We start from the raw sequence: 26,026 nt of genomic DNA on the forward strand, positions 1-26,026 counted from the left end.
CTTCCTGAAAACGGCAGGCGATCATTAGCGCCTGCGATTCCCTCTATGACAACCTGTCCGGATGACGCCGCCGCCGCGACGTGGTTCAAGCGCGCCATGAGCGACGCCGTCTTCTCCGATCCGCTCGACCTGAAGAAGGTCGAGACCCGCGCCTGGTTCGAACATCTGCGCGACCGCATCCACGCCGCCTTCGAGGCGCTGGAGGACGCGGCGCCTGCCGACCTGTTTCCCGGCGAACCCGGCCGGTTCGTCCGCACCGCCTGGGACCGCCCGGAAGGCGGCGGCGGCGTCATGGGCATGATGCACGGTCGTCTGTTCGAAAAGGTCGGCGTCCACGTCTCGACCGTGCACGGCAGCTTTCCCGCCGACTACGCCAAAAACGTGCCCGGCGCCGACGTCGATCCCCGCTTCTTCGCCACGGGGATCAGCCTGATCTGCCACCCGGTCAGTCCGCGCGTGCCGGCGGTGCATATGAACACCCGCTTCATCGCCACGACCAAGAGCTGGTTCGGCGGCGGCGGCGACCTGACGCCGGTGCTGATGGCGGATCGTCGCCAGGACCACCCCGACACCGTCGCCTTCCACGCCGCCATGCAGGCCGCCTGCGACGCCCACGACCCGACCTGGCACGCCAAATACAAGGCCTGGTGCGACGAGTATTTCTACCTGCCCCACCGCAAGGAGCCGCGCGGCACCGGCGGCGTCTTCTACGACCATCATGACAGCGGCGACTACGACCGCGACTTCGCCTTCACCCGCGACATCGGCCTGGCCTTCCTGGACGTCTATCCCCGCATCGTCGCCGCCCGCATGGCCGAGCCGTGGACGGCGGAAGAACGCGAGGAACAGCTGATCCGCCGCGGCCGCTACGTCGAGTTCAACCTGCTCTACGACCGCGGCACCATGTTCGGCCTGAAGACCGGCGGGAATGTGGAATCCATCCTGTCGTCCATGCCGCCCACGGTGAAGTGGCCTTGATCAGGCTTCATTGAATCCGCTCATCCCCGCGAAAGCGGGGACCCAGTGTTTTCGTTCGCACGAGTGTCTGGGATGACTGTCTCGAATGAACCCAGACATTGATCGCCCAAAGGACTGGGTCCCCGCTTTCGCGGGGATGAGCGGGACTGGAGGGCGTCACCCCATCGCCTCCACGAACACGTCCCCCGCTCGGCTGCGATACCGCTCCCTGTGCCTTAACAGCCGAAACGGTCGCTCGGGCAGGGTGAAGGGCGCCGTCACCAGCCGTCCGGCCGCCACAGACGCATAGGCCACGCTTTCCGACAGGGCCGTGGCCCCCGCCCCCGCCTCGGCGGCCGCCAGCACGGCCTCGTTCGAGGGCAGGGTCATCGACACCGACAGGATCGCAGGGTCCACACCCATGTCCCGCACCGCCGCCTCCAGCGTCGAACGCGTTCCCGACCCGACCTCGCGCAGCACCCACGGCTGGCCCGCCAGATCCTTCGCGTCCAGCCGCCGACGCGTCGCCCAGGGATGTTCCGGGGTCACCAGCACCGCCAGCCGGTCCGAACCCACCTGGAACTGTGACAAGGCCGGCTCGTCCACCGCCCCCTCGACCAGGCCGATCTCGGCGGCGCCGCTCAGCACGGCCTGGGCCGCTTCGCGCGTATTGCCGATCTCGACCGCCAGTTCGACGCCCGGATAGGCCCGGTGAAAATCCACCAGCCGGCGCGGCAGCCAGTAGCTGGCGATGGTCTGGCTGGCGAACACCGCCAGCCGCCCGCGCCGCAGGGCGCTCATGTCCGCCAGAGCGGCCTCCGCCGCCGCCGCACGCGCCAGCACGGCTTTCGCTTCGGGCAGGAAGGCCCGGCCTGTCTCGTTCAGCACCACACCGCGCCCGACCCGGTCGAACAGCCGCACGTCATGCTCCGCCTCCAGCGCCGCCACGGCGTTCGACACCGCCGACTGCGTCAGGTTCAGCGCCCCCGCCGCCGCCGTCACATGGTCGCGCTCGGCCACGGCGACGAAGATGCGCAGGCGTTCCAGGGTCACGATCAATCTCCAAATCGGATTGAAATGACCATAACTATCCGTTGGACCGCCGTCGAGAGCAGGCGCATTGCCCGCGCATGAAGTCCGCAGCCCTGCCCGCCCCCGCACAAACGCCGAGCCTGGCCTCGGCGGCGGCGTTCGGGCGCACGATCCGGCCGGGCGTCATGCTGTGTCTGCTGGTGACCTTGGCGGCGATCGGCCTGACCAGCATAGAGCGCGATGTCATCGGCCATGTCTGGCTGGAGCCGCTGGTGCTGGCCATCCTGCTGGGCGCCGTCGTCCGCACCGCTTGGACCCCGGATGTGCGGTTCAAGGCCGGCATCGACTTCTCGGCCAAGACCCTGCTGGAAGTGGCGGTTGTCCTGCTGGGCGCCTCGGTCAGCGCCGCGACCCTGTCGTCGTTGGGCGTATCTTTCGTCGTCGGAATCCTACTTTTGGTCGTCGTCGGAATCGTCGTCGGTTTCGGCGTCGGTCGCGCCCTGGGACTGAACCCGCGCATGGCCCTGTTGGTGGCCTGCGGCAACGCCATCTGCGGCAACTCCGCCATCGCCGCCGTGGCCCCCGTCATCGACGCAGACGGTGAAGAGGTCGCGGCCTCCATCGCCTTCACCGCCGTGCTCGGCGTGATCGTGGTTCTGGCCCTGCCCTTGCTGGGCGGCCTGGTCCATCTGAACGGTCTGCAATACGGCGCCCTGGCCGGCCTGACCGTCTATGCCGTGCCGCAAGTCCTGGCCGCCGCCGCACCGTTCGGCGCCGTCGCCACCCAGACCGGCACGGTGGTCAAGCTGGTGCGGGTGCTGATGCTGGGACCGGTCATCCTGGCCCTGTCGCTGATCTTCCGCGACCGCACGCCGACAGCGGCCAAGTTGGGTCTGCACCGCCTGCTGCCGTGGTTCATCATCGGCTTTCTGGTCATGATCGCCCTCCGCTCTTTTGATCTGATCCCGCAGGCCGCCCTCGCCCCCATGGCCGCCGCCTCAGGCCTGCTGACCATCGTCGCCATGGCCGCCCTGGGGCTGCAGACCGACATCCGCGCGGTCGCCCGCGCCGGCGGCCGGGTCGTCGCCGCCGTCATCCTGTCGCTGGGCGCCCTGGTGTTGCTGGCGCTGGCGCTGATCCGGCTTTTGGGCCTCTAGATTCCGCTGCCGTAATCCTCGACCGGCGGCGGGGTCAGCAGCAGAAAGGCGCGGATCCAGGCCGTCAGCACGGCCCGATCATTGGGTCGCTTCAGACTGTCGATCGCCTCATCCGCCACGGGGTGCGGAATGCGCGTTCCACGCCGCCCCTCGATCAGGGCCGCCGCATAGTCCGGCTGGAACTCCGGGTGGCACTGGAACGAGATCGCATCCTGCCCCCAGGCCAGACCGGCATAGGGCGTGAAGCCGCTTGAGGCGATCACCCGCGCGTCGTCCGAGATCGCCGTCACCTGGTCCTGATGCGAGACCGGAATGGCGATCGTGCGCGCACGCGGATGCATCCACGGCTCATCGACCCGCACGTCGTAGCGATGCAGCCCCACGCCCCAGCCCTTGTCGGACTTCTCGACCGCCCCGCCGAAGGCATGGGCCAGGGCCTGATGCCCGAAACAGATGCCGACCAGACGCGTGCGTCCGCGCGCCGCCCTCAGCCAACTCACCAACTGCGGAATCCACGGCAGGTCGTCATAGACCCCCGCCGCCGACCCGGTGACGATGGCCCCCTGAAACGCCGACGGATCGTCTGGCAGATGCCCCGACTGCACGTCGAACCGCGTCGTCGCCACGCCTTCGCCCAGCAGCGCCCGGAACCGCGCCGGATAATCGTCGAAGTCGTTTTTCAGATGCTCCGGCGGGTGGCCGGTTTCCAGAATGGCGATGCGCGTCATGTGGCGAACCCTAGCCGATTGCGTCCTGCGCACCAGCCGAAACACGGCCCAGCCATCCTAATCGCCGCTCACAATCCCTTGGCGCACAAGGCTTTGCGGACGTCGTCGCACAATCGACCTATCGCACCGCCGACATGGGCTATGATGGTCGATCGGTCTTTGACATCGTCGCCCGCGCCCAAAAGTTGGACTCACTTGGACTCGTTGGACTGTTTTTTCGGAGTCCAACTTTTCAGAAGGTCCAGACCTCTGCCCGCCCGCCAGCCTCGCCCAACGCCCCGGCGACCCAGCCGCAGACTTCGTTTGCGGCGACCTCGGCGCCCTCTGGCGGATTGACCACCACCAGGGCGCAGCCGTTCATCTTCATCGGATTGGTCAGAGGTCTCAGCCGCGCCTCGGCGACCAGGGTCGGTCCCGCCTTGCCTTGCAGCCGCCGGATGAAGCCGTCGAAGGTCTCCAGATCCTTCAGCGGGGTCCAGATCGCCACCGTCGCCGTCGGATCGCGCTTCAGCACCGCAATCGCGGTCTCAGCCGAGCGGACATAGTCGTCGGGCTTCTCGAACGGCGGGTCGATCAGCACCAGCGACCCGCGCACCTTCGCCGCCTCCGCGACCACCTCTGCATAGCCGTCGCCCTCGCGCGCCTGAGCATTCGTGCGTCCCGCCAGCGCCTCGGCCAGCATGGCCCGAACCGGCGGGTTCAGTTCGAACCCGACGTAGCGGCCGCCGTCCTTGAGCGCGTCGGCGATCAGCAGGGGCGACCCCGGATAATATCGCACGCCGCCGTCGGGATTGATCGCCGCCACCTCGGCCGCCAGGGCATCCATCAGCGGGGTCCGACCATTAGCTGTCATCAGCCGTGCGACCCCCGCCTCGGCCTCCTTCGACCGCGTCCCGTCCCCCGAGAGGTCGTACAGACCCGCCCCCGCGTGGGTGTCGAACACCGTCAGCGGACCCGTTTCCTGACGCCCCTTCACCAGCCACAGCACCAGGGCGTGTTTGAGCAGGTCGGCGAAGTTTCCGGCATGAAAGCTGTGGCGATAGTTCATGCCGCCTCGTCTCCCGCCCCGTTCCTGTGGTCAAGCGGAACTCGCCGCCCCGGCCCCGCGTTCGTCGCTCGTCTTCGGCAAGCGGCTGAAAGACCAATGAAAAGGAAAACGGGGCGGATGGCCGACGGATCGCACGCCTTCGACATCACAGCCGAGGTTCCGCAAGGACTCAGCTATTGCAGCGACGAGTTCGCGGGCCTGAGCCGTCGCCGCGCCGGCAAGGGCTGGTCCTACAAGGACGCCAAGGGCAAGACGATCAGCGACGCCAAGGTTCTGGCCCGCATCCGCGCCCTGGCCATTCCGCCCGCCTGGACCGACGTCTGGATCTGCCCCAGGGCTAACGGTCATATCCAGGCCACCGGCCGCGACGTGAAGGGCCGCAAACAATATCGCTATCACAACGACTGGAGCACGGCCCGGTCCGAGAACAAGTTCGACAAACTGCCCGCCTTTTCGCGCGCCCTGCCTAAGCTGCGCGACAAGGTCGAGCACGATCTGAGCCTACGTGGCGTCTGTCGCGACAAGGTGCTGGCCACCGCCGTACGCCTGTTGGAGATCACCCTTATCCGCGTCGGCAACTCCATCTACGCCAAGCAGAACCGCAGCTATGGCCTGACCACCCTGCACAAGCGCCATCTGGAGGTAGACGGCTCGGCTCTGACGTTCGAGTTTCGCGGCAAGAGCGGAAAGGACCATAGCGTCAGCGTCAAGGACCGTCGTCTGGCCCGCGTCGTGCGCGAGCTGGAAGGATTGCCCGGTCAGCAGCTGTTCAAATACCGCTCGGCGGATGGCACGTTGTGCCCGGTCGATTCCGACGACGTAAACGCCTACATCCGCGAGGCGATGGGCGAGCAGTTCTCCGCCAAGGACTTCCGCACCTGGGCCGGCACCGTCTCGGCGGCGCGGGCGTTGCGCGACATGGAGGCGGCGACCTCGCCCACCGACGCCAAGCGAAAGATCACGGTCTGCGTCAAGGCCGTCGCGGGCCTGCTGGGCAACACCCCCACCGTCTGCCGCGCGTCCTATGTGCACCCCAAGGTCTTCGCCCTGTTCGAAAGCGGCGAGATCACCAAAGCTCTGCCCGGCTCGGACACCAAGGGTTTCGAAAAGGCGTTGATCAAACAGTTGCTTGCAGCCTGATCAGCGCCGACGTCCTCAGGCCGCCTTGTCCCAGTCCAGCACGACCTTGCCCGACTGACCCGACTTCATGGCCTCGAAGCCTTCGCGGTAGTCGGCATAGCCCAGGCGGTGGGTGATCAGCGGGCTGAGGTCCAGCCCCGCCTTCAGCAGACCCAGCATCTTGCGCCAGGTGGTGAACATCTCCCGCCCATAGACGCCCTTGATGGTCAGGGCCTTCAGGATGATCGCGCCCCAGTCGGTCTCCATCGGCTTGGACGGAATGCCCAGCATCGCCATGCCGCCGCCCATGATCAGGGTGTCGACGCATTGTTTGAAGGCGATGGGCGAGCCCGACATCTCAAGCGCCACGTCGAAGCCGACCTTCAGGCCCAGTTCCTTCATGACGTCGTGTATGTCTTCCTTGGTCGTGTTTACGGTGCGGACACCGGGCGCCACCTTCTGCGCCAGCTCCAGCCGGAAGTCGTTGATGTCGGTCAGGACGACGGTGCGCGCGCCCGCGTGACGGGCCACGGCGGCGGCCATCATGCCGATGGGGCCTGCGCCGGTGACCAGGACGTCCTCGCCCAGCAGATCGAACTGCTGCGCCGTGTGAACGGCATTGCCGAACGGATCCAGGATCGAGCCGATCTCATAGGGCACGTCGTCGGGCAGTTCGATCACGTTGAAGGCGGGCGCCACCACGAACTCGGCGAAGGCGCCCTGGCGGTTCACGCCGATGCCGCGCGTCTTGGGATCCAGGTGGAAATGCCCGGCGCGGGCGGCTTCGGAGTTCAGGTCGATGACGTGACCCTCGGCCGAGACGCGCTGACCGATCTTCAGCGGGCGATCCACGTCCTTGCCGATGGCGACGATCTCGCCGGCGAACTCGTGGCCGGTGATCATCGGGGTCGGGACGTTCTTCTGGGACCACTCGTCCCAGTTCCAGATGTGGATGTCGGTGCCGCACACGGCGGTGCGGTGGACCCGGATCAGTACGTCCTCCGGTCCCGCCTCAGGGATCGGCGCGTCGATCAGTTCGAGGCCGATGCCGGGCGCGGTCTTGGCCAGGGCTTTCATCGTGTCGGTCATAGTCTCAACTCCCAATGCAGAAGCCCGTCATCCTAGGCCTTGTGCCTAGGATCCAGACTCCCGGTGCCCATCGCGACCCCACGTCCACGACGGCGTTTCTGGATCCTCGCCACAAGGGCGAGGATGACGACGTTTTGAGGGCGTCAGATGACGCCCAACTCCCGGCCCGCCTGCGTAAACGCCGCCACCGTCCGGTCGATCTGCTCGAAGCTGTGCGCCGCCGACATCTGGGTGCGGATGCGGGCCTGGCCGCGCGGCACCACGGGGAAGCTGAACCCGATCACATAGACGCCCAGCTCCAGCGCGCGCGCGGCGAAATCCTGCGCCAGTTTGGCGTCGCCCAGCATGACCGGGATGATCGGGTGTTCGCCGTCCAGCAGGGTGAAGCCCGCATCGGCCATGGCGTTGCGATAGCGGTGGGCGTTGGCCGACAGGCGGGTGCGCAGCGCGTCGCCCTCGGACCCTTGGGCGATGCGGATGGCCTCCAGGCTCGAACCGCACACCGCCGGCGCCAGGGCGTTGGAGAACAGATAGGGCCGCGCGCGCTGCTTCAGCAGTTCGACCACCGACTTCTTCGCACAGATGAAGCCGCCCATGGCGCCGCCCAGGGCCTTGCCGAAGGTGCCGGTGACGAAGTCGACCTCGACCCCGTGATGGGAGAAGGAGCCCTTGCCTTGCGGACCCAGGAAGCCCGTCGCGTGGCAGTCGTCGACCATGATCAGGGCGTCGTACTTGTCGGCCAGCACCCGGATCTCGTCCAGTTTGGCGATATAGCCGTCCATCGAGAAGGCGCCGTCGGTGGCGATGATGATGTCGCGGGCGCCGGCCGCGCGGGCCTCCTTCAGGCGGCTCTCCAGCTCATCCATGTCGGAGTTGGCGAACCGGTAGCGTTTGGCCTTGCACAGCCGCACCCCGTCGATGATCGAGGCGTGGTTCAAACTGTCCGAGACGATGGCGTCGTTTTCGCCCAGCAGGGGTTCGAACAGGCCGCCGTTGGCGTCGAAGGCGGCGGCGAATAGGATGGCGTCCTCGAAGCCGAGATAACCGGCGATGGCCGCCTCAAGCTCCTTGTGGATCTCCAGCGTGCCGCAGATGAAACGGACCGAGGCCGTGCCCGCGCCCCATTTTTCCTGCGCGGCGATGCCCGCCTGGGTGACGCGCTCGTCGCCCGCCAGGCCGAGGTAGTTGTTGGCGCAGAAGTTCAGCACGTCGCGTCCGGCGACCTGGATCACCGGCCCCTGACGCGAGGCGATGATGCGTTCGGGTTTGGTCAGGCCCTGGGCGTCGATCTCGGTCAGTTCGCCGGCGACGCGGTCGTAGAATGTCTGAGTCATGAGCCGCGACCTACGCCGATTTCCGATCCGTTTCCACCCGCATCAGGTTGCAGGTTCGGGGTCCGCTTCGGCCCGGATCGGGCTGACGCGGATCTTGCCGCCGCAGGGCTGGAACTCGAACGGCAGGCTGATCGCGGCGGTATCGCCCGGCGCGGTCACACGAAGGGTCGCTACGCTGGGGCAGGACTTCTGCATCGTCTCGTCCGGGACCACGTTCCAGGCCGTTTCGAAATAGGCCTTGGCTTGCGGTGCGATCTCGACAGGCGTCGGCGCCTGGCCCTGACGGAAATAGCTGCCGGGGCTCTGGTCGGCGCGGATCGAGGTCACGGGACGGCCCCGCGCATCCTGCAAGGTCACGCCCGGATAACCGGTCAGGCTGCAGGCCTGTGTGCCGACGTTCTGGAGGCTGAAGTTGCGAACCCGATTTCCCGCGCCCGCGTCGCCACCCTCGGCCGCCAGCTTCAGCTGCGCCCCCTTGCAGGGCATGGAGGCGGGCAGAACCCCGCCCGGCGCGGGCGTCGGGGTCTGACCGGGGATGGGGAGCGGTCCCGGCGTCACGTCAGCGCCGGGGATCGGACGCGAGCAGCGCTCCAGCACCGCCACTCCGGTCGTGCCGTCCGGGCCGAGGCGGCTGAGCGTGCCGCTTTCCTGACCGTCGCGGGTCGCCGTCCACCATTCCACACCCGCCCCGACATAGCGCGCGCCGCTGGCGGCCTGGACCGAACGCAGGGCGTAGGTCTGGGTCTTGTAGGTCAGTTGCGCGGTGTCGCTGTCGGCATACTGGACCTGGAGCGTCGCGCCGCTTTCGCAGGCGTAGCCGATCGACGGTGCATTGGACGCCGGCGCCGCCTGCGGCTCGACCGGAGCGGTCGGTTGCTCCGGCTGCGGCTGCGGCTGCTGACAGGCGGAGACGCCGGTCAGGGCGGCGATGGCGACGAAAGCGGTCAGGCGGCGCATCATGGTCAAGTCTTTCCCGTTCGATCAACCCAACGGTCAAGCTGGCGAAAGGCTCCGCCGCCGAACCTCAGTGGTCGCCTTTCGGCGTCTCCATCAGCTCGATCAGCACCCCGCCCATGTCGCGCGGATGCAGGAAGACGACCGGCGTGCCGTGCGCCCCGATGCGCGGTTCGCCCGTGCCCAGGAGGGTCACGCCCTTGGCCCGCATTTCCGCGACAGCGGCGTGGATGTCGGCGACCTCGAAACAGACGTGATGCTGGCCGCCCTTGGGGTTCTTGGCTAGGAAGCCGACGATGGGGCTGGTCTCGTCATAGGGTTCGATCAGCTCGATCTGGGCCGTGGGCGTGTCGATGAAACAGACCTTCACCCCCTGCGCGGGGAGGTCGAACGGTTCGCCGATCTTCGTCGCGCCCAGCACGTCCCGATACAGTTTGATCGAGTCCGCGATGGAGGGCGTGGCGACCCCGACGTGATTCAGGGCGCCGATCATGGCTTGTCCTTTGCGGGGGCGGGCTGGGCGTAGCCCAGCCTCTGGTTGAGTTTCTCGATCAGGTCCACCGCCGTGTCGGCGATGGGCGAACCCGGCAGGTAGACGGCGGCGGCCCCCATATCGAGCAGGGGCTGGACGTCGGACGGCGGAATGACGCCGCCCACCACGATCATGATGTCGGGCCGGCCCAGCTTCTCCAGCTCGGCCTTCAGTTCAGGAACCAACGTCAGATGCCCCGCCGCCAGAGACGAAGCGCCCACCGCATGAACCCCCTTGTCCACCGCGTCCTTCGCCGCCTCTGACGGGGTCTGGAACAGGGCGCCGGCGGTGACGTCGAAGCCCAGGTCGCCATAGCCTGTGGCGACCACCTTCTGGCCCCGGTCGTGCCCGTCCTGGCCCAGTTTTGCGATCAGGATGCGGGGCGGCCCGCCGTCGTTCTCGACGAAGGTCGCCACCATCTCGCGCGCGCGGGCGAAGCGGGGATCGGCGCCGGCCTCCTTGGCGTAGACGCCCGACACGGTCTGCACCGTGGCCACATGCCGGCCGAAGGCGGCCTCCAGCGCGTCCGAAATCTCGCCCACCGTCGCCTTGGCCCGCGCCGCCTGCACCGCCAGCTCCAGCAGGTTGGCGTTTCCACGCGCCCCGTCCGTCAGCGCCGCCAGCGCCGCATTGGTCGCCGCCTGATCCCGCTCGGCCCTCAGCCGTTTCAGCTTGTCGATCTGCGCCGCCAGCACCGCCGCATTGTCGACCTTCAGCATCGGAATGTCGTCGACGACGGGGTTCAGATATTTGTTTACTCCGACCACCGTCTGCTGGCCGGTGTCGATCCGGGCCTGGGTCTTGGCGGCGGATTCCTCGATCCTCAGCTTGGGAATCCCGGCCTCGATGGCCTTGGCCATGCCGCCCAGGGCCTCGACCTCGGCCATGTGGGCGCGGGCGCGTTCGGCCAGTTCGTGGGTCAGCCGCTCGACGTAGAAGCTGCCGCCCCAGGGATCGATGACCTTGGTCAGCCCCGTCTCCGACTGCAACAGTATCTGGGTATTGCGCGCGATCCGGGCCGAAAAGTCGGTCGGCAGGGCCAGGGCCTCGTCCAGGGCATTGGTGTGCAGGCTCTGCGTCTGGCCGCCCGCCGCCGCCATGGCCTCGACCATGGTGCGTGGCACATTGTTGAACACGTCCTGCGCCGCCAGGCTCCAGCCCGAAGTCTGGCAGTGAGCGCGCAGGGACAGCGACTTCGGATCGACCCCGCCCTTTTTCCGCACCGCCTCGGCCCACAGCAGGCGGCCGGCCCGCATCTTGGCCACCTCCATGAAATAGTTCATGCCGATGGCCCAGAAGAAGCTCAGGCGCGGCGCGAACCGGTCGATCGGCATGCCTGCCGCGACGCCCGCCCGCAGATATTCGATCCCGTCCGCCAGCGTATAGGCCAGCTCGATGTCGGCCGAGGCCCCGGCCTCCTGCATGTGATAGCCGCTGATGGAGATCGAGTTGAACTTCGGCGTCTCCTGCGCCGTCCAGGCGAAGATGTCGGCGATGATCCGCATCGATGGCTCGGGCGGATAGATGTAGGTGTTCCTGACCATGAACTCCTTCAGAATGTCGTTCTGAATGGTCCCGGTCAGCTTGGCGTGGGGCACCCCCTGTTCTTCCGCCGCGACGACATACAGGGCCAGGATCGGCAGCACCGCCCCGTTCATCGTCATCGACACCGACATCTGGTCCAGCGGGATCCCGTCGAACAGGGTCCGCATGTCATAGATGCTGTCGATGGCCACGCCGGCCATGCCGACGTCGCCCTTCACCCGCGGGTGGTCGCTGTCATAGCCCCGGTGCGTCGCCAGATCGAAGGCGATGCTCAGCCCCTTCTGCCCCGCCGCCAGATTGCGACGATAGAAGGCGTTCGACTCCTCGGCGGTCGAGAAACCGGCGTACTGGCGGATGGTCCAGGGATTGCCCGCATACATGGTCGGATAGGGCCCGCGCATGAAGGGCGCGAACCCCGGCAGGCCGTCCTGGTGATCCAGCCCCTCCAGCGCCTCAGCGCCGTATGCGGTCGGCACGGTCAGACTTTCGGGCGTCAGCCACGGGTCGCGCGTTGGCCCCTGCCCGGTCGCGTCGAGCGTCAGGGCGATCTTGCTGAAGTCGGGGAAGCTCATCCGATCACCTCCTCGAAGGCCGCAGCGAAGCGGATCGGCGTCAGGGGTTCGCACACCCGCTCCACCGCCGCAGCCGCCTCATCGCCCGCCTCGACCGGCGCCGGCCGCACGTCCGCGTCCACATATTTCGTCACGCCGACGATTTGGGCCGCGCCGTTTTTCAGACCCGCCTCGCGCAGGGCCCGGGCGCGGGCGATGCGGGGCTGGATCACCGACCCCTTCAGGGCCTCGACCAGACCGCCTTCGGCCTCGATCATCTGGAACTCGGCCCATCCTGCCTCGGCCAGATCGCGGGTGCGGGCGTCCAGATACCAAGAACCGGCGGCCGGATCGTCGACCCGGCCCAGATTGGCCTCCTCCATCAGCACCAGCTGGGTGTTCCTCGCCTGCCGCCTGGCAAAGGCGTCGGACCGCCCGGTCGCGCGGGTGAAGCCGTCCAGCACCACCACGTCCGCGCCCCCCACGGCGCCCGCAAACCCCGCCGCCGTCAGCCGCAGCAGATTGGGCCAGGGGTCGCGGCTGCTGAGCATCCGTCGCGACGACCGCGCCTCGATCACGGCCGGCGTCTCAAGCCCGAAGGCTCGCGTCAACGCGGCCCAGATCAGCCGCATGGCCCGGACCTTGGCCAGGCTGTCGAAATATTCCGCATCGACCGACAGGCCGACCACCGTGCCGCGCAAGGCCGCCTCGACCGACATCCCCGCATCCACGGCCGCCTTCACATGGGCCACCACGCTGGCGGCCGCAAAGGCCAGCTCCTGCGCCGCCGATCCGCCCGCCTCGTGCGCCACGCGCCCGCTGGCCATGAAGAAGGTCGCATCGGGATAGGCCCCCGCATGGCGCGCCGCCGTATTGGCCGCCAGGCTCAGATGCTCTTCCACCGAACGCGGCGCCCCGCCCGCCTCGGCGAAGGCCGAGACCGGGTCCATATGGAATCTCAGCTGCGCGCGCGGCGAGCCCTTTGCTACGACCGCCAAGGCGTTGGCCGCATCCGGCCCGTCGATCCCGGCGTCCAGCGCCACCGGCGCCAGCTCCAGCGCCACGCCTTCCAGCGCCCGCCCCAACGGCGCGGAATCCGCCAGCACTCGCCCCCTCAGCACCACCGAGGCGGCGCCGTTCTCCAGATCGGTCAGGACGGCGGCGTTGACCGCCTCGGCGTCGTCCCCCTCGACCAGGGTCCGCAGATCCCAGGCCCGGCCTTCAGAGTCGGACGGACGCGGCGCAAAGATCGCCTGCACCCCGTTCGCCCCGGCATACAGCGGCCGCGTCACCAACTGGTCGGCATCGAGGTGCATCAGCGCCTCGATCGGCCGATCCTTCAACGCCTTCTGGGCCGCCTCGCGCCATTCGAGGGGGCTGGGTGTGGGGAAGGTCATGCGCCCGTCCCCCCTTCTTCTTTCGTCATTCCGGGCGAAGCGCAGCGAAGACCCGGAACCCAGCGGCGCCGAAGGCGAAATCTATCCGCCGCTCGATGTTTGAAGACCAAATCCGCGACAGGTTCGCGCTCACGCGCGCCGCTGGGTTCCGGGTTGCGCTGCGCGCCCCCGGAATGACGAAAGGGGGGAAACATCACCCGAACTCCACCAGCACGTCATCCGCCGCCACCGGATCCCCGTCCTTGGCCCCCACCGCCTTCACCACCCCGTCGCGCTCGGCCTTCAGGATGTTCTGCATCTTCATGGCTTCGATGATCGCCACCGTCTCGCCGGTCTTGACCTCCTGCCCCACCACCACCGGGATCGACACCACCAGCCCCGGCATCGGCGACAGCACCATCTTCGACGTGTCCGCCGCGACCTTCTCCGGCAGGCGCGCGTACAGTTCGGCGACGTGCGGCCGCAGCACCCGCACCCGCGCCCTGGCCGCGCGGTGACGGATGTCGAAACCGTCGGCGACGCGTTTGACCTCGGCGGTGAAGGCCTCGCCGTCCAGCTCGGCCTTGAACTGGGCCAGGCCCGGCCGCCAGTCGATGTCGGACAGGCGGATGTCGCCCCCGCCCGTCAGGGTCAGGATCATCTCCTCGTCCTCATCGTAGGACAGGCCGACGCCGTGCGGCGTCTTGTCGATCATCACGATCCAGTCGGTGCGGTCCGACGGGTCGCCGTCCTGTTCGGCGATGACCTCGTGCATAGCGAGCGCCGAGGCGATCAGGATCCGCTCCTGCTCCACCGTCGGCCGCAGGCCGTTAAAGCCGTCCGGGAATTCGTCCTTGATATAGCTGGTCGACAGTTCGCCCGACTTGAACCGGTCCTGGTCCATCACCGCCGCCAGGAAGGGCACATTGTGGCCCAGGCCCGACAGGTGGGTGTCCTCCAGCGCCCGAGCCATGCCCGTCACCGCCGCCTCGCGCGTCTCGCCCCAGGCGCACAGCTTGGCGATCATCGGGTCGTAGAACATGCTGATCTCGTCGCCCTCGCGGACGCCGGAATCGTTCCTGACCGTATAGTCCCCCTGATCGCCCTCCTCCGGCTGCTCATAACGCACCAGCCGCCCGATGGACGGCAGGAAGCCGCGATAGGGATCCTCGGCATAGATCCGGCTCTCGATGGCCCAGCCGTTGATCGACAGGTCCTTCTGCTCAAAGGCCAGGGCCTCGCCCCAGGCCGACCGGATCATCTGTTCGACCAGATCGACCCCGGTGATCAGCTCCGTCACCGGATGCTCGACCTGCAGCCGGGTGTTCATTTCCAGGAAGAAGAAGCTCTTGTCTTGTCCGGCCACGAACTCGACCGTGCCGGCTGAGTCATAGTTGACCGCCTGGGCCAGGGCGACGGCCTGCGCCCCCATGGCGGCGCGGGTGGCCTCGTCCAGCAGGGGCGAGGGCGCCTCCTCGATGACCTTCTGGTTGCGGCGCTGGATCGAACATTCGCGCTCGAACAGGTGGATGACGTGGCCGTGCTTGTCGCCCAGCACCTGGATCTCGATGTGGCGCGGGTCGATGATGAACTTTTCCAGGAAGACCCGGTCGTCGCCGAAGGCGTTCAGCGCCTCGGCCTTCACCGCCGCGAACCCTTCGGCCATGTCGGCGTCCGAATGGGCCACGCGAATGCCCTTGCCCCCGCCGCCGGCCGAGGCCTTGATCATGATCGGATAGCCGATCTGGTTGGCGATCTTGACCGCCTCCTCCGGCGTCTCGATCAGCCCCATATGCCCCGGCACGGTCGAGACCCCCGCCTCGGCCGCCAGCTTCTTGGAGCTGATCTTGTCGCCCATGGCCTCGATGGCCTCGGGGTTGGGGCCGATGAAGGCGATGCCCTCGTCCCTCAGCCGCCGCGCGAACCCGGCGTTCTCGCTCAGGAACCCAAAGCCCGGATGCACGGCCTGCGCCCCCGTCTGGCGCACCGCCTCGACGATCTTGTCCGCCAGCAGATAGGACTGCGCCGCCGGCGCCGGCCCGATCAGCACCGCCTCGTCGGCCATTTCGACCGCCAGCGACCCGGCGTCGGCCTCCGAATAGACCTGCACGGTCTTGATGCCCATGCGGCGGCAGGTCTTGATGATCCGAACCGCGATCTCGCCCCGGTTGGCGATGAGGATTTTGGAGAACATGGCTATACTTCCTCTGCCAAGCGATGGGGGATGCGATGGTAACGGCGGACAGCCTGATCGGCTGCTACATGATGGCCAATCGGATGCACGGCGTCGTCTATGTCGGCGTCAGCAGCCAGTTGGTGACGCGCGTGGGCCAGCACCGGGCGGGCGTCATCGACGGCTTCACCAAGCGATACGGCCTGAAACGCCTCGTCTGGTACGAGTTCCACGAGACAATCGTCGGCGCGATCCAGCGGGAGAAGTCTCTGAAACGCTGGCCCCGCGACTGGAAGGCCAATCTGATCGAACGCGCCAATCCGCATTGGGACGACCTGTTCGCTGACCTGGTTCGGGCGTCGGGGGCGGAGCCCGACCCCGATGCCTATCGAAACTGGACGCCGCCGGAGGAGTAATCCCCCCCTCCCAAGACCGTCATCCTCGCCCTTGTGGCGAGGATCCAGACTCCCGGTGTTCAACGATGCACCCCAGCCGATGACGCGGCGCCGCTGAGGCCGGCGGCCCACGCTCGACACCGGGAGTCTGGATCCTCGCCACAAGGGCGAGGATGACGAAATTTTTTGAAGCGTCACAACCCACATCACAGCGGAATATTATCGTGCTTCTTCCAGGGGTTGTCCTGGACCTTGTTCTTCAGCGTCCGCAGCGCCTTCACCAGCCGCCGCCGCGTCCCGTGCGGCATGATGACGTCGTCGATATAGCCCAGCCCCGCCGCCACGAACGGATTGGCGAACCGGTCCTTATACTCGGCCTCCCGCGCGGCCAGGGCCGCCGGGTCGCCGGCCTCCTTGCGGAAGATGATCTCGACCGCCCCCTTGGCGCCCATGACCGCGATCTCGGCGGTGGGCCAGGCGTAGTTGACGTCGCCGCGCAGGTGTTTCGAACTCATCACATCATAGGCGCCGCCATAGGCCTTGCGCGTGATCAGGGTCAGTTTCGGCACCGTCGCCTCGGCATAGGCGAACAGCAGCTTGGCCCCGTGTTTGATCAGGGCGCCGTATTCCTGCTTGGTCCCCGGCATGAAGCCCGGCACGTCCACCAGGGTCACCAGCGCAATGTCGAAGGCGTCGCAGAAGCGCACGAACCGCGCGGCCTTGCGGCTTGAATCGATGTCCAGAACCCCGGCCAGCACCTGGGGCTGGTTGGCGACGATCCCGACCGTCTGGCCGTCCAGCCGCCCGAAGCCGCAGATGATGTTCTTGGCGAAGTCGGCCCCGATCTCGAAGAAGTCGGCCTCGTCGACCACCTTCAGGATCAGCTCCTTCATGTCATAGGGCTGGTTCGGATTGGCCGGGATCAAGGTGTCCAGCGACGGCTCGTCCCGCTCGGGCTCGTCATAGCTCTCGCGCACCGGCGGCTTTTCGCGGTTCGACAAGGGCAGGAAGCCGATCAGCCGCCGCACCTCCGACAGGGCCTCCAGATCGTTCTCGAACGCCCCGTCCGCCACGCCCGACTTGCCCGCATGCACCCGCGCCCCGCCCAGATCTTCGTGGCTGACGACCTCGTTGGTGACCGTCTTCACCACGTCGGGGCCGGTCACGTACATATAGCTCGTGTCCTTCACCATGAAGATGAAGTCGGTGATGGCCGGCGAATAGACGTCGCCGCCCGCGCACGGCCCCATGATCACGCTGATCTGGGGAATGACGCCGCTGGCCAGGGTGTTCTGCAGGAAGATGTCGGCGTAACCGGCCAGGCTCTCGACCCCCTCCTGGATCCGCGCCCCGCCCGCATCGAACAGGCCGATGATCGGCGCGCCCGTCGTCAGGGCCATCTTCTGCAGCTTGACGATCTTGGCCGCATGGGCGCCCGACAGCGACCCGCCGAAGACGGTGAAATCCTTGGAGAAGACATAGACCAGCCGACCGCCGATGGTGCCGCGCCCCGTCACAACGCCGTCGCCGGGGATGCGCTGGTCCTGCATGCCGAAGTCGTGGCTGCGGTGTTCCACGAACATGTCGGTCTCCTCGAAGGAGCCCTCGTCCAGCAGCACGTCGATGCGTTCGCGCGCCGTCAGCTTGCCCTTGGCGTGCTGTGCGGCGATACGCTTTTCCCCACCGCCCAGTTTGGCGGCGGCGCGACGGCGCTCCAGTTCTTCAAGGATGGCTTGAGTCATGATCGGTTTCGGCCTCTTGTTCGAACGGCAAGGCGTGGCGCCTTCATCGCAAAATGGCAAACGCAACTTTGCAAAAGGTGCGGAACTGCGCGGACTTGCAAAGGCGGCGACGATGAACTGCAAACTTGCGAATGGCTGAGAAGCTTTTCCTGGGCGCCAAGCTGCGCAAGCTGCGCGAGGCGCGCGGCTGGACGCTGGAGGCCTGCGCCGAACGTCTGGGCCTGTCGCCCTCCTATCTGTCGCAGATCGAGACCAATCAGCGCCCGGCCACCGCCCGCGTCCTGATCGCCCTCACCCGCGCCTTCCATATCGACGCCAGCCTGTTCGATCTTGAGGGCGACGCCCGCCTGATCGCCGACCTGCGCGAGGCCACCACCGACATCGCCGGCCCGGTCAGCGGCGGGGCCGAGCCCCCGACGGCGGCCGAGCTGAAACAGGCCATCGCCAACACCCCGCGCCTGGCCCATCAGTTCCTGGCCCTGCACCAGGCCTTCCGCCAGCTGGACGAGCGGGTGAAGGCGCTGGACGACACCCTGGGCCGCGACGAACTGGGCGCCCGCGTCGCCCTGCTGCCCTATGAAGAGGTGCGCGACTTCTTCCACTACCGCGACAACTACGTCGACAGCCTGGACACGGCGGCCGAGGCCCTGGCGGCGGCGGTCCCCCAGGACGGCCCGATCGAACGGGCGCTGGAGACCCTGCTGGCCGACCGGCACGGCGTCCGCACCGTCTATGTCGCCGGCCAGGAGGCGTTGCGCCGCTATGATCCCGCCAGCCGGATCCTGAGCCTGGACGCCTGGCAGCCCGGCGCCACCCGGTCGTTCCAGCTGGCCCACCAGCTGGCCCTGCTGTCTTTCCGCGACCTGATCGAGACCGAACTGGACCAGGCCGCCTTCCGCACCCAGGCGGCGCGCGACGTGGCCCGTGTCGGCCTGGCCAACTACGCCGCCGGCGCGCTGCTGCTGCCTTACCGCGCCTTCCTGGAGGCGGCGCGGGCCGAGAAGCACGACATCGACCGCCTGCGCACCCGGTTCCAGGTCAGTTTCGAACAGGTCTGCCACCGCCTCTCGACCCTGCAACGGCCCGGCTGGCGCGGCGTGCCCTTCTATTTCGCCCGCGTGGACATGGCCGGCAACATCACCAAGCGGCACAGCGCGACCCGCTTCCAGTTCGCCCGCTTCGGCGGCGCCTGCCCCCTGTGGAACGTCCACGAGGCCTTCGCCACGCCCGACCGGATCGGGGTGCAACTGGCCGAGATGCCCGACGGCTCGCGCTACATCTCCGTTGCGCGCTCCGTGTCCAAGCCCAGCGGCTCCTATCTGGCCAACGACCGCCGCTACGCCCTGTCCCTGGGGTGCGAGGTCGAGCACGCCGGGGCGCTGGTCTATGCCGCCGGTCTGGACCTGAACGGCCCCGCCGCCCGGATCGGCGTCAGCTGCCGCATCTGCGAGCGCACCGACTGCACCCAGCGCGCCTTCCCGCCCCTGGACCGCGCCCTGCACGTGCCCGAGAACGAGCGCGGCGTGGTGCCCTATGTGCTGGATGGCCCGCGGTTCGACCGACCATAGACCGGCCTAGCCTCGCGCCGCGACAAGCCGTCGCCACGATCGCGCAAGGCTTGACACCGGTTACCGACCTCCTCTTCCTGATCGGACAAGCGCGCAAGGCGCGGGAGGAACGACCGATGAAGCACGCCCTTTTCGCCATCGCGGCAGCCGCCGTGCTGGGCGCCTGTTCACCCGCGCAGGAAGACAAGGCCGACACCGCACCGACCGCCCTGCCGCCGGGTCCCGAAACGCAGATCTCCGACGTGTCGCCTGCCGATCTGCCGCCTGCGCTTACGGCGCTGATCCAGCAGACCGTGCCGGGCATGACCGTCGCCGAGGTCGAACGAAAGGAACGCGAGGGCCGCGTCTATTATGACGTCGAGGGCGCCCGGCCGGACGGGTCCGAGGTCGAACTGGACATCCAGCAGACCGGCGACCGGTTCGAGGTGGTGGAAATCCAGCGCGACGTCGCCTTCGCCGACATGCCCCAGGCCGTCCAGACCACCGCCCGCGCCGCGACCGGCGCCTTCGCCCCCGAACGAATTATCGAAAGCCGTCAGATGGACGGCAGCGTGATCTACGAACTGTTCGCCGTCGGCCAGCCTGCCGAACCCGCCATGGAAGTCCGCGTCAGAGATGGTAAGGCGGAGGTCCTCACGGAACGCTGGCCGCACTGACATGACCTCACATCCTCCCATCGGCGTCGCCGTCGTCGGCTACGGCCTGGCGGGCCAAACCTTTCACGCGCCGTTGATCCAGGCCACGCTGGGCCTACGCTTGGCGGCTGTGGTCTCATCGCGCCCTGACGCGGTTCACGCCGACCTACCCGATGTCGAGGTCGTGCCCGACCTGAACGCGGCGCTCGCCCGCGACGACATCCGCCTGATCGTCGTCGCCACCCCCGACGCCCTGCACGCCGAACAGTCGATCGCCGCGCTGAAGGCCGGCAAGTCGGTGGTGGTGGACAAGCCCTTTGCGGTGACGCTCGCCGACGCCGAGGCGGTCGCCGCCGTCGCGGCCGCATCGCCCGGCGTGTTCAGCGTCTTCCAGAACCGCCGCTGGGACGCCGACTTCCTGACCCTGCGCCGCCTGATCGCCGAAGGCGAGCTGGGCGAGATCGCCGTGTTCGAAAGCCACTACGACCGCTTCCGCCCGACCGTGACCGACCGCTGGAAGGACAAACGCGACGGGGGCGTCTGGGCCGACCTGGGCCCGCACCTGATCGACCAGGCGGTGCAGCTGTTCGGCGCGCCCCTGGGCGTCTACGCTGACCTCCAGGCCCAGCGTCAGGGCGCCACCGCCATCGACTACGCCCACGTCCTGCTGCGCTACGACCGCCTGCGGGTCATCCTGAACATGAGCCACCTCGCCGCCGAGGCCAGCCTCCGCTACGTCGTCCACGGCACAGGCGGCAGCTTCGTCAAACACGGCCTCGACGCCCAGGAGAACCAGTCCAAGGCGGGCCTGCGTCCCGGCGACGCCGACTGGGGCGTCGATCCCTCGCCCGGCGTCCTGACGCAACAGATCGACGGCGAAACCCGCCGCACCACCCCGACGCCCGAACGCGGCGACTATCCCGCCTTCTACGCCGCCATGCGCGACGCGATCCTGGGCAAGGGCCCGCCGCCGGTGACGGCGGATCAGGCCCTGACGGTCATGCGGATCATCGACGCCGGCCGGCGCAGCGCAGCCGAGCGTCGCGAGATCGCCCTCTAGCTCTTCTTGCGGCCCTTCGACGCCGCCGCCGGCGCATGGGCCAGGCGCAGCAGATTGGCCGCGCCCGGCGCCCCAAACGGCGTGCCGGCCAGGATCAGGATACGCTGACCCGGCTCGGCCAGGCCGTATTTGACCGCGCTATTGACGGCATCGTCGGTGACGGCCTCCAGCGAATCCGGCTGTTCGCCCAGGCGCGGCTCCAGTCCCCACACCAGGGCCAGGCGACGCGCCGTGTTGGGGTTGGGCGTCAAGACCAGGATCGGCTTCAACGGCCGTTCCCGCGCCATCCGCCTCGCCGTGCCGCCCAGAGTCGTGAACACCACCAGACAACCGGTCGAGGGCGCGCTGGCCGCCATGCCCGCCGCCCCGACCAGGGCGTCCACATCATGCTCGTCCATCCCGGCGTGTTCGGCGCCCATCAGACTGGGCCACATCGGATCGCGTTCGACCCGCTCGATGATCCGGCTCATCATGCCGACGGATTCCAGCGGATAGTCGCCCGACGCCGTTTCGGCAGATAACATCAGGGCGTCCGCGCCTTCATAGACGGCGTTGGCCACATCGGTCGCCTCGGCGCGGGTCGGGGCCGGCGCGCTGGTCATCGATTCCAGCATCTGGGTCGCCACGATCACCGGCACGCCGCGATTGCGGGCGGCGCGCACGATCTGCTTTTGCGCCACCGGCACGTCCTCGGGGTCCAGTTCGACGCCCAGGTCGCCTCGCGCCACCATGACCCCGTCGCAATAGTCGAGAATGGCCTCAAGATCGGCAAGGGCCGCCGGCTTCTCGATCTTGGCCAGGCAAGCCGCCTGACCGTTCACGATCCGCTTCAGCTCGGCCATGTCCTCGGGCTTCTGCACGAAGCTGAGCGCCACCCAGTCCACGCCCATCCGCAGGGCGAAGGCCAGGTCCTCGCGGTCCTTGGGGGTCAGGGCCGAGACGGGAATGACCGCTTCCGGCACCGCGACGCCCTTGCGGTCCGACAGTTTGGTGCCGCTCTCGACCGTTACATCGGCCCAGTCGTCAGCCCGTTCATTGACCCGCAGCCGCACCCGGCCGTCATCCAGCAGCAGCAGCATGCCGGTACGCAGGGCCTTGAAGATTTCGGGGTGCGGCATCTGCACCCGGGTCTCGTCGCCCGGCGTCGGGTCCAGATCGAAACGCATGGTGTGGCCCGGCTTGACCGAGATTTCGACATCCTTGAACCGGCCCAGCCGCAGCTTGGGCCCCTGCAGGTCGGCCAGCACGCCCAGCGGGCGCTGCAAGGCCGCCTCGGCGCCACGCACGGCCTTCAGGGCGGCGGCATGATCCTCATGCGACCCGTGGCTGAAGTTCAGGCGGAACACGTCCACCCCGGCCTGGGCCAGGGCCTTGACCATGCCAGGCGCACGGCTTGCGGGCCCCAGGGTCGCGACGATGCGGGCGCGGCGGGCTCTGTTCATGGACGTTTCCTGTTGGCTCTGATCGCCATCCGTTTGGACGGCTTGGGCGCTTTAGCCCCTTCTGCCAACGAAACCTTTTCCACGTAAGGCCGCAGCCCCGCCGGGAAACACGAGTTTACGACCCCGAAACAGGAGTTTATCGCGCCGTCCGCATATCAGGCTGCCTGAGATTGCCCGATCAGCGCCTGAACCGGAATACGCCATTCGCGAGACAACTTGCGGATCTGCGCTACCGACAGGGCGCGTCGGTGATTCAGCACTTCGGACGCGCGAGACCGTGATCCCAGCACTTCCGAAAGATCCGACTGGCTCAGCCCCTGCCGTTCCATCGCGAAACGGATCGCCTCGACCGGGTCGTCGGCAGGCATGGGGAAATGATCTTCCTCGTATTTCGCCAGCAGCAGCCCCAGCAGTTCGAACCGATCACCGGCCTCGGTGCCCGGTTCGGGCTCGTCGTCAAAATAGACTTCATAGGCCGCCTTGGCCGCCTGATAGTCGGCCTCGTCGCGAAGAATATGGATGTGCATGGTCATCTGCTCCTCGGCCTAGACGGTTTCCACGTCGATGCGATCATACTCGACGTGCGTGCCGACGAACTTCACCAGCACCTGTTGGAAAGTGTAGGAAATTCGCACCACCACCCGATACCTGTTACCGCCGACATCGAAGATCACCCGATTGTCGCCGACGAAATCAGCGGAACGAAAATCGTCCCTCACATCCTGCGGAGACCGCCAGTCTGCGGCCTTCACATGGTTGTACCAGCTCGTCAGCGGCCCCTTGGCCGGCGGATGACGGGTCCAGAAGGCCTGGAGTGTCTTCCGGGCGACGACGTTCATATTGCCTTATAGCGAGATCCCGTTTTGGGAACAAGCCATCATTTTGTCGGGCAGGAAGACACCGCGAACCCGTTCAGGTCCATGCAACGTCCCTCGACCACCGGCGTCGGCACCCCGACGACATGAGCCAGGGTCGGGGCGATATCAACCGTGCGGATGGGCAGGAACCGCTCTTCGCCATGGGCGCCGGGCCACCAGAAGATGATCGGCACGCGACGGTCGTATTCCCACGGCGTGCCGTGACCGGCCAGGGTCGCGCCGACACGCCCGCCGGCCGTGGTGTTCTGGGTCCAGGCGAACTGGATGTCGGGCGAGCGCTCGGCCACGGTCGACAGGCGCATACGCTCACGCACCGTCATCATTTCCGGCTGGCGGCTGTCGGGCAAAGGCTCGGTCAGCTGCCGGTCGCGCGTCTCGGCGAAGGCCACGTCCGGCAAGGCCCGCAGCATCTCGACCGCCGCCTCGGCGACCTGGGTCCGCAGAGGATCGGGCAGCGACCTGTGCTCGGCGTCGGCGACCATCCAGCCGCTGCCGCCGGATTGCAACGGATCGGCGTCCAGGTCGAAGCGCGCCTTCAGCGCCGCATTGATGGTCTTGATCGCGTCCATGTCGGCGCGGTGCGCCTGGGGATAGCCGTGTTCATGCAGCCGCTCGACGAAGTCCGAACCGCCGTGGTCCGCCGTCAGCACCACCAGTGCCCCGCCCGGAACCTGGGCCAGCTTGTCTAGGAAGACGCCCATCGCCGCGTCAAGACGATGCATCTGTTCGCACATCTCCGGCCCCTGGGTGCCGTACATATGGCCGATCCGGTCCGTCGCCGACAGGCTGACGCCCAGCATGTCGGTCGTCGCGCCCTGCCCCAGCTTCTGGCTGTCCAGCAGATATTCGGCAGCCTTCAGCGTCTGCTCGTCCAGCAGCGGCGAGGTGTCGAACTTCAGCCCCGCCGGCGGCAGCACCGAATGGAAGGTCTGTCCGCGAATGGTCCAGTCTCCGGCCAGTGCGCGACAGTCTTCGTTCTGATAGTCCCAAGCCACAGGCGTCGCCGCCGCCCAGGCCTTGAACTGGGTATTGAAGGCCGCGACGGGCGCCAGCCTGTCCTGCGCCGTCTGACCCGGCTCGACATAGGTCGTCAGGCCGAAGCCGTCGGTGAACCAGAAGGCCTGGCCCTGATGGCCGGCTAAGTTGATGGCGCCGCGATCCTTGCCCGACACCGCCATGACCTTGCTGTCGGGACTGACGGCCTTCAACCAATCGCCCAGGGTCGTGACCCGCAGCTGATCCGGCCCGACCGGCCCGTTGTCGGTGTCGTCGCGACCGTGCGCCAGATGGTTCTGCGGCGCGGCCAGGCAATAGACCTCCTTGCCGGTCTTGGCGTCGATCCAGTCGTTGGCCGGGATGCCCGTCTCGACAGGATGCATGCCCGTCAGAATGGTCGAGTGGCCGGGGCAGGTCTCGGTCAGGCCATGGGTCTGGTAGCCGTTGATCGACACCAGACCCTGGTCCGCCAGGCGGCGCAGGCCGCCGCTGTAACGGCTGCGATACTGATTGAAGAGGTTGGCGCTGAACTGATCCACCACGATGGTCACGATCAGTTTCGGCGGCGTCAGGGCGGCGACGGCGGCCTGCGGGAGGACCTGCTGAACCGGGGGCTTGGCGACGGAGGCGCAGCCAGCGCCCGCCATCGACAGGGCGGCTAGGAAGGCGGCGGCGGCATGACGCGACAAGGACATGAACAACTCCAACAACAGGCGATCCGCCTCTAGCCGCCGCGGATTGCATCCGCGTGACAGCGCGCCTCCGCTCCTAGTGCGATTCCCGCGAGCGCAACCGCGCGACCTGATGCAGGACCAGAACGACCACACCGCCGACGATCAGGCCGATCACGGCCGAGGCCACAGCGGTCGTCAGCCAGCTCATCACGCCCGCCAGCGGCCCGAACACCGAGCCGACGCCATGCGCCAGATGCTCCAGCGGCACGGCCGGCCAATGCAGACCCAGCGTATGGGTCCCATGGACCAGAATGCCCCCGCCGACCCACAACATGGCGGCGGTGCCGATGACAGACAGGGCGCTCATCACCACCGGCATGCCCTTGACCAGGCCGCGACCCAGGGCGCGCACGCCGCCATTATCCCGTTTCGCCAGGCTCAGGCCGATATCGTCCATCTTCACGATCAAGCCGACCGCGCCATAGACGACGATGGTCATGGCGATCCCGACCACGGCCAGCACGGCCGCCTGGGTCAGGATCGGCTGGGCCGCGACATCCGCCAGGGCGATGGCCATGATCTCGCCCGACAGGATCAGGTCGGTCCGCACCGCCCCCGCCACCGTCGTCTTCTCCAACGCCGCCGCATCACCCATCACCGGCGCCGCGTCCTCATGCCCGCCGTGGCCAAGGGCCTCCAACAGCTTCTCGGCCCCCTCGAAACACAGATATGTCCCGCCGCACATCAATATCGGCGTGATGGCCCAGGGCGCGAAGGCGCTCAGCACCAGGGCCGCCGGCAGGATGAAGATCAGCTTGTTGCGGAACGACCCCAGGGCGATCTTGCCGATGATCGGCAGCTCGCGGCTCGGCGACAGGCCCATGACGTAGCGTGGCGTCACCGCCGCATCGTCCACCACGACCCCGGCCGCCTTGGTCGAGGCCTTGCCCGCCGCCGCGCCCACGTCATCCAGCGAGGCGGCGGCCAGCTTTGCGATGCCCGCGACATCGTCGAGCAGCGCGATCAATCCGGACGGCATGG

24 protein-coding genes are annotated in these 26,026 nt (G+C 67.7%); 8 read left to right on the plus strand and 16 right to left on the minus strand.

Going from position 1 to position 26,026, the window contains the following annotated elements; all coding sequences use genetic code 11:
- Positions 1 to 96 precede the first annotated feature (96 nt).
- Positions 97 to 978 carry an oxygen-dependent coproporphyrinogen oxidase gene (gene hemF / locus EGY25_RS01250; RefSeq protein WP_135193349.1) on the plus strand — a complete coding sequence of 294 codons (882 nt, stop codon included), beginning with the start codon at positions 97 to 99 and terminating at the stop codon, positions 976 to 978.
- Positions 979 to 1,134: 156 nt separating this feature from the next.
- Here the strand turns inward: hemF and EGY25_RS01255 are convergent, their stop codons facing one another.
- Positions 1,135 to 2,010, minus strand: a complete 876-nt coding sequence (locus EGY25_RS01255; protein WP_135193245.1) for a LysR family transcriptional regulator — start codon at positions 2,008 to 2,010, stop codon at positions 1,135 to 1,137.
- A gap of 77 nt (positions 2,011 to 2,087) precedes the next feature.
- Here EGY25_RS01255 and EGY25_RS01260 point away from each other — a divergent pair, with 77 nt between their 5' ends.
- Positions 2,088 to 3,146: a YeiH family protein gene (locus EGY25_RS01260; RefSeq protein ID WP_209307926.1), complete on the plus strand. Its 1,059-nt coding sequence runs from the start codon at positions 2,088 to 2,090 to the stop codon at positions 3,144 to 3,146.
- Here the strand turns inward: EGY25_RS01260 and EGY25_RS01265 are convergent.
- Both EGY25_RS01265 and rlmJ read right to left on the minus strand, forming a co-directional pair.
- Positions 3,143 to 3,874: a glutamine amidotransferase-related protein gene (locus EGY25_RS01265; protein ID WP_135193246.1), complete on the minus strand. Its 732-nt coding sequence runs from the start codon at positions 3,872 to 3,874 to the stop codon at positions 3,143 to 3,145. The genes EGY25_RS01260 and EGY25_RS01265 overlap by 4 nt on opposite strands.
- Positions 3,875 to 4,106: 232 nt before the next feature.
- Complete coding sequence (rlmJ, locus tag EGY25_RS01270) at positions 4,107 to 4,922, minus strand: 23S rRNA (adenine(2030)-N(6))-methyltransferase RlmJ (protein ID WP_135193247.1); 816 nt, start codon at positions 4,920 to 4,922, stop codon at positions 4,107 to 4,109.
- 117 nt (positions 4,923 to 5,039) lie between these two features.
- Between rlmJ and EGY25_RS01275 the strand changes: the two genes are divergently transcribed.
- Positions 5,040 to 6,062, plus strand: a complete 1,023-nt coding sequence (locus EGY25_RS01275) for a DNA topoisomerase IB (protein ID WP_135193248.1) — start codon at positions 5,040 to 5,042, stop codon at positions 6,060 to 6,062.
- A 15-nt stretch (positions 6,063 to 6,077) separates the two neighbouring features.
- Here the strand turns inward: EGY25_RS01275 and tdh are convergent, their stop codons facing one another.
- From tdh to EGY25_RS01310, 7 genes are all read right to left on the minus strand, one after another.
- Complete coding sequence (tdh, locus tag EGY25_RS01280; protein ID WP_135193249.1) at positions 6,078 to 7,130, minus strand: L-threonine 3-dehydrogenase; 1,053 nt, start codon at positions 7,128 to 7,130, stop codon at positions 6,078 to 6,080.
- Positions 7,131 to 7,273: 143 nt separating this feature from the next.
- The gene (locus EGY25_RS01285; protein WP_135193250.1) at positions 7,274 to 8,464 is read right to left on the minus strand and encodes a glycine C-acetyltransferase; all 1,191 of its coding nucleotides are present in this window, start codon (positions 8,462 to 8,464) and stop codon (positions 7,274 to 7,276) included.
- Between the two features lie 42 nt (positions 8,465 to 8,506).
- Positions 8,507 to 9,424 (minus strand): DUF4232 domain-containing protein, encoded by a 918-nt coding sequence (locus tag EGY25_RS01290; RefSeq protein WP_135193251.1) that lies wholly within the window; start codon positions 9,422 to 9,424, stop codon positions 8,507 to 8,509.
- 64 nt (positions 9,425 to 9,488) lie between these two features.
- Positions 9,489 to 9,911: a methylmalonyl-CoA epimerase gene (gene mce, locus EGY25_RS01295; protein WP_135193252.1), complete on the minus strand. Its 423-nt coding sequence runs from the start codon at positions 9,909 to 9,911 to the stop codon at positions 9,489 to 9,491.
- Positions 9,908 to 12,067, minus strand: coding sequence for a methylmalonyl-CoA mutase (gene scpA / locus EGY25_RS01300; protein ID WP_135193253.1), 2,160 nt, complete (start codon positions 12,065 to 12,067; stop codon positions 9,908 to 9,910). The genes mce and scpA overlap by 4 nt, the downstream gene beginning before the upstream one ends.
- A complete protein-coding gene (locus tag EGY25_RS01305; protein ID WP_135193254.1) occupies positions 12,064 to 13,443 on the minus strand; it encodes a methylmalonyl-CoA mutase family protein in 1,380 nt (459 codons plus the stop codon). Before EGY25_RS01305 ends, scpA begins: the two co-directional genes overlap by 4 nt.
- Before the next feature lie 193 nt (positions 13,444 to 13,636).
- Positions 13,637 to 15,616 (minus strand): acetyl-CoA carboxylase biotin carboxylase subunit, encoded by a 1,980-nt coding sequence (locus tag EGY25_RS01310; RefSeq protein WP_135193255.1) that lies wholly within the window; start codon positions 15,614 to 15,616, stop codon positions 13,637 to 13,639.
- A 35-nt stretch (positions 15,617 to 15,651) separates the two neighbouring features.
- Here EGY25_RS01310 and EGY25_RS01315 point away from each other — a divergent pair, with 35 nt between their 5' ends.
- Positions 15,652 to 16,011 carry a GIY-YIG nuclease family protein gene (locus tag EGY25_RS01315; protein WP_135193256.1) on the plus strand — a complete coding sequence of 120 codons (360 nt, stop codon included), beginning with the start codon at positions 15,652 to 15,654 and terminating at the stop codon, positions 16,009 to 16,011.
- A gap of 185 nt (positions 16,012 to 16,196) precedes the next feature.
- Here EGY25_RS01315 and EGY25_RS01320 read toward each other — a convergent pair whose 3' ends face one another.
- Positions 16,197 to 17,732, minus strand: a complete 1,536-nt coding sequence (locus EGY25_RS01320) for an acyl-CoA carboxylase subunit beta (RefSeq protein ID WP_135193257.1) — start codon at positions 17,730 to 17,732, stop codon at positions 16,197 to 16,199.
- Between EGY25_RS01320 and EGY25_RS16395 the strand changes: the two genes are divergently transcribed.
- The 4 genes from EGY25_RS16395 (at position 17,731) to EGY25_RS01335 (ending at position 20,995) form a co-directional block, all read left to right on the plus strand.
- Positions 17,731 to 17,871, plus strand: a complete 141-nt coding sequence (locus tag EGY25_RS16395; RefSeq protein WP_156355832.1) for a hypothetical protein — start codon at positions 17,731 to 17,733, stop codon at positions 17,869 to 17,871. The genes EGY25_RS01320 and EGY25_RS16395 overlap by 2 nt on opposite strands.
- Complete coding sequence (locus EGY25_RS01325; RefSeq protein ID WP_135193258.1) at positions 17,864 to 19,300, plus strand: helix-turn-helix domain-containing protein; 1,437 nt, start codon at positions 17,864 to 17,866, stop codon at positions 19,298 to 19,300. The genes EGY25_RS16395 and EGY25_RS01325 overlap by 8 nt, the downstream gene beginning before the upstream one ends.
- A gap of 116 nt (positions 19,301 to 19,416) precedes the next feature.
- Complete coding sequence (locus EGY25_RS01330) at positions 19,417 to 19,956, plus strand: PepSY domain-containing protein (RefSeq protein ID WP_135193259.1); 540 nt, start codon at positions 19,417 to 19,419, stop codon at positions 19,954 to 19,956.
- Position 19,957: 1 nt separating this feature from the next.
- The gene (locus tag EGY25_RS01335) at positions 19,958 to 20,995 is read left to right on the plus strand and encodes an oxidoreductase (RefSeq protein WP_135193260.1); all 1,038 of its coding nucleotides are present in this window, start codon (positions 19,958 to 19,960) and stop codon (positions 20,993 to 20,995) included.
- Here the strand turns inward: EGY25_RS01335 and pyk are convergent.
- The 5 genes from pyk to EGY25_RS01360 all read right to left on the minus strand — a co-directional run bounded on the left by pyk (position 20,992) and on the right by EGY25_RS01360 (position 26,024).
- Positions 20,992 to 22,437 (minus strand): pyruvate kinase, encoded by a 1,446-nt coding sequence (pyk, locus tag EGY25_RS01340; RefSeq protein ID WP_135193261.1) that lies wholly within the window; start codon positions 22,435 to 22,437, stop codon positions 20,992 to 20,994. The two genes, EGY25_RS01335 and pyk, sit on opposite strands and share 4 nt — an antisense overlap.
- Positions 22,438 to 22,592: 155 nt before the next feature.
- Positions 22,593 to 22,970 (minus strand): helix-turn-helix domain-containing protein, encoded by a 378-nt coding sequence (locus tag EGY25_RS01345; RefSeq protein ID WP_135193262.1) that lies wholly within the window; start codon positions 22,968 to 22,970, stop codon positions 22,593 to 22,595.
- A gap of 12 nt (positions 22,971 to 22,982) precedes the next feature.
- Entirely contained in the window at positions 22,983 to 23,276 is a 294-nt protein-coding gene (locus EGY25_RS01350) for a type II toxin-antitoxin system HigB family toxin (RefSeq protein ID WP_135193263.1), read from the minus strand.
- A 38-nt stretch (positions 23,277 to 23,314) separates the two neighbouring features.
- Positions 23,315 to 25,006 (minus strand): alkaline phosphatase family protein, encoded by a 1,692-nt coding sequence (locus EGY25_RS01355; RefSeq protein ID WP_135193264.1) that lies wholly within the window; start codon positions 25,004 to 25,006, stop codon positions 23,315 to 23,317.
- 73 nt (positions 25,007 to 25,079) lie between these two features.
- Positions 25,080 to 26,024 carry a DUF808 domain-containing protein gene (locus tag EGY25_RS01360; RefSeq protein ID WP_135193265.1) on the minus strand — a complete coding sequence of 315 codons (945 nt, stop codon included), beginning with the start codon at positions 26,022 to 26,024 and terminating at the stop codon, positions 25,080 to 25,082.
- Between the last annotated feature and the right edge of the window lie 2 nt (positions 26,025 to 26,026).

The organism is Brevundimonas intermedia, assembly GCF_004614235.1.
In the GTDB taxonomy this organism is placed as follows: domain Bacteria; phylum Pseudomonadota; class Alphaproteobacteria; order Caulobacterales; family Caulobacteraceae; genus Brevundimonas; species Brevundimonas intermedia_A.

Coding starts and splice junctions, on each gene's coding strand:
- EGY25_RS01310 (WP_135193255.1), bottom strand. CDS start 15,616: ATGTTCTCCAAAATCCTCATCGCCAACCGGGGCGAGATCGCGGTTCGG.
- EGY25_RS01355 (WP_135193264.1), bottom strand. CDS start 25,006: ATGTCCTTGTCGCGTCATGCCGCCGCCGCCTTCCTAGCCGCCCTGTCG.
- rlmJ (WP_135193247.1), bottom strand. CDS start 4,922: ATGAACTATCGCCACAGCTTTCATGCCGGAAACTTCGCCGACCTGCTC.
- EGY25_RS01315 (WP_135193256.1), top strand. CDS start 15,652: ATGGTAACGGCGGACAGCCTGATCGGCTGCTACATGATGGCCAATCGG.
- EGY25_RS01360 (WP_135193265.1), bottom strand. CDS start 26,024: ATGCCGTCCGGATTGATCGCGCTGCTCGACGATGTCGCGGGCATCGCA.
- mce (WP_135193252.1), bottom strand. CDS start 9,911: ATGATCGGCGCCCTGAATCACGTCGGGGTCGCCACGCCCTCCATCGCG.
- EGY25_RS01265 (WP_135193246.1), bottom strand. CDS start 3,874: ATGACGCGCATCGCCATTCTGGAAACCGGCCACCCGCCGGAGCATCTG.
- EGY25_RS01330 (WP_135193259.1), top strand. CDS start 19,417: ATGAAGCACGCCCTTTTCGCCATCGCGGCAGCCGCCGTGCTGGGCGCC.
- scpA (WP_135193253.1), bottom strand. CDS start 12,067: ATGAGCTTCCCCGACTTCAGCAAGATCGCCCTGACGCTCGACGCGACC.
- EGY25_RS01325 (WP_135193258.1), top strand. CDS start 17,864: ATGGCTGAGAAGCTTTTCCTGGGCGCCAAGCTGCGCAAGCTGCGCGAG.
- hemF (WP_135193349.1), top strand. CDS start 97: ATGAGCGACGCCGTCTTCTCCGATCCGCTCGACCTGAAGAAGGTCGAG.
- EGY25_RS16395 (WP_156355832.1), top strand. CDS start 17,731: ATGATCGGTTTCGGCCTCTTGTTCGAACGGCAAGGCGTGGCGCCTTCA.
- EGY25_RS01350 (WP_135193263.1), bottom strand. CDS start 23,276: ATGAACGTCGTCGCCCGGAAGACACTCCAGGCCTTCTGGACCCGTCAT.
- pyk (WP_135193261.1), bottom strand. CDS start 22,437: ATGAACAGAGCCCGCCGCGCCCGCATCGTCGCGACCCTGGGGCCCGCA.
- EGY25_RS01260 (WP_209307926.1), top strand. CDS start 2,088: ATGAAGTCCGCAGCCCTGCCCGCCCCCGCACAAACGCCGAGCCTGGCC.
- EGY25_RS01305 (WP_135193254.1), bottom strand. CDS start 13,443: ATGACCTTCCCCACACCCAGCCCCCTCGAATGGCGCGAGGCGGCCCAG.
- EGY25_RS01285 (WP_135193250.1), bottom strand. CDS start 8,464: ATGACTCAGACATTCTACGACCGCGTCGCCGGCGAACTGACCGAGATC.
- EGY25_RS01320 (WP_135193257.1), bottom strand. CDS start 17,732: ATGACTCAAGCCATCCTTGAAGAACTGGAGCGCCGTCGCGCCGCCGCC.
- EGY25_RS01290 (WP_135193251.1), bottom strand. CDS start 9,424: ATGATGCGCCGCCTGACCGCTTTCGTCGCCATCGCCGCCCTGACCGGC.
- tdh (WP_135193249.1), bottom strand. CDS start 7,130: ATGACCGACACGATGAAAGCCCTGGCCAAGACCGCGCCCGGCATCGGC.
- EGY25_RS01335 (WP_135193260.1), top strand. CDS start 19,958: ATGACCTCACATCCTCCCATCGGCGTCGCCGTCGTCGGCTACGGCCTG.
- EGY25_RS01275 (WP_135193248.1), top strand. CDS start 5,040: ATGGCCGACGGATCGCACGCCTTCGACATCACAGCCGAGGTTCCGCAA.
- EGY25_RS01345 (WP_135193262.1), bottom strand. CDS start 22,970: ATGACCATGCACATCCATATTCTTCGCGACGAGGCCGACTATCAGGCG.